The organism is Nonomuraea corallina (assembly GCF_027620315.1).
GTDB lineage: Bacteria > Actinomycetota > Actinomycetes > Streptosporangiales > Streptosporangiaceae > Nonomuraea > Nonomuraea corallina.
Genome location: NZ_JAPNNL010000343.1, coordinates 1 through 1525, shown reverse-complemented (window position 1 = coordinate 1525; position 1525 = coordinate 1). Strand labels below are relative to the sequence as shown.

The window sequence follows — 1525 nt, the reverse complement described above, 5'->3', positions numbered from 1 at the left end:
TGTCAACGGCCGAGTGCGTGTCGCCGCTGGTGGCCGGATAGATGTCCCCACGCCTTCGTAGTTGACTACTTCTTGGTGAGGCGTCCACCTGTCCGGGTTCGTGCCTGTTTCATGCGGAAGGACTCGCCCTCGGTGACCACGACGACGCTGTGGTGCAGGAGCCGGTCCAGCAGGCTGACAGCGGTGGTGTGCTCGGGCAGGAAGCGGCCCCACTGGTCGAAGGGCCAGTGCGAGCCGATGCCGAGTGCACGGCGTTCATAGGCGGCGGCCACGAACCGGAACAGCAGTTGCGCGCCGGTGTCGTCCAGCGGGGCGAAGCCCACCTCGTCGATGATCACCAGGTCGTTGCGCAGGAGGTTCTCGATCACGCGGCCGACGGAGTTGTCGGCCAGGCCCCGATAGAGCGTTTCGACCAACTCGGCCGCGGTGAAGTAGCGCACCTTGTAACCGGCGTGGACGGCGGCGACACCGAAGGCGACCAGGCTGTGGGACTTGCCCGTGCCGGCTGGACCGACCGCGCAGTAGTTCTCTTGGGCGCGGATCCACTCCAAGCCGGCGAGGTAATCGAAGGTCGCGCGGGGGATGGAGGAGGCTCCGACGTCGAACTCCTCGATCGTTTTGATCACCGGGAAGGAGGCGGCCTTCATCCGGGTGCGGATGTTGGACTCATCCCGCGCGGCTAGTTCGGCCTCCAGCAGGGTGCGGAGGAACTCTTCGGGGTTCCAGCGCTGCGTGCGGGCGGTGATGAGCAGTTCGGGTGCCAGGCGGCGCATGGTGGCCAGCTTCAGGCGGCGTAGCCCGGCATCCAGGTCGGTGGGCAGTGCGGGCGTGCTGGGCGCGGTCATCCGGCCTGTCCGATCTCGTCGATCCGGTCGAGGGCGTAGTCGTCCAGTGACCGGGTGGGGACGGTGGGCAGGGCCATCACCAGCGCGTCCCCGGCGGGTGTCGGCTGTGGCGTGCCGGATCCGGCCGCGAGGATGGAGCGGATGTCATCGGCTCGCCAGCGGCGGAACCGCGCCGCGCGCTCCAGCGCGGCCACCAGCGTGGCATCGCCGTGGGCCGCTTGCAGGGCGGCCAACTCGACCAGATCGGCGGCCAGGCGGGTGTTGCCGGAGGCGGCCGAGCCGGTAAGCCAGGCCTCGGCGACCGGGCCGAGCGCCAGGAACGCCTTCTCCGCCGACGTGCGCGGCCGGGCGGCGCGACGCGGTGCGGGCCTGGGGCCGCCGTAGTGCTCATCGCAGATCGCGGCCTCGCCTGGCGCGACCGGGGCATGGTCGGCGACGATCTCCCCGGTGGCCAGGTCGGTGATCAGGAGCCGGCCGTCGGCCTCGACGACGGCGACGCGGACCCCGATCAGGCGGTTGGGCACCGAGTAGCGGGCCGAGCCGAACCGCACGCACGACAGCTTGTCCACCTTGCGCGTGATGGGCGGCTTGCCGATCGCGGGACGCAGTGACGGCAACGTACTCATCACCTCCCGCTCGGCGGCCAGCCGTTCGGCCGGGATCGCGCAGATCTCCGAGTG

2 protein-coding genes are annotated in these 1525 nt (G+C 70.3%); both read right to left on the bottom strand.

All coding sequences use genetic code 11. The annotated features are described in order from the left end of the window. Positions 1-65: 65 nt before the first annotated feature. Positions 66-845, bottom strand: coding sequence for an IS21-like element helper ATPase IstB (istB, locus tag OUY22_RS36600; protein ID WP_270159905.1), 780 nt, complete (start codon positions 843-845; stop codon positions 66-68). Next, the coding region (locus tag OUY22_RS36595) for a Mu transposase domain-containing protein (RefSeq protein WP_408638259.1) at positions 842-1525 on the bottom strand (684 nt) is incomplete at its 5' end. The genes OUY22_RS36595 and istB, both read right to left, overlap by 4 nt.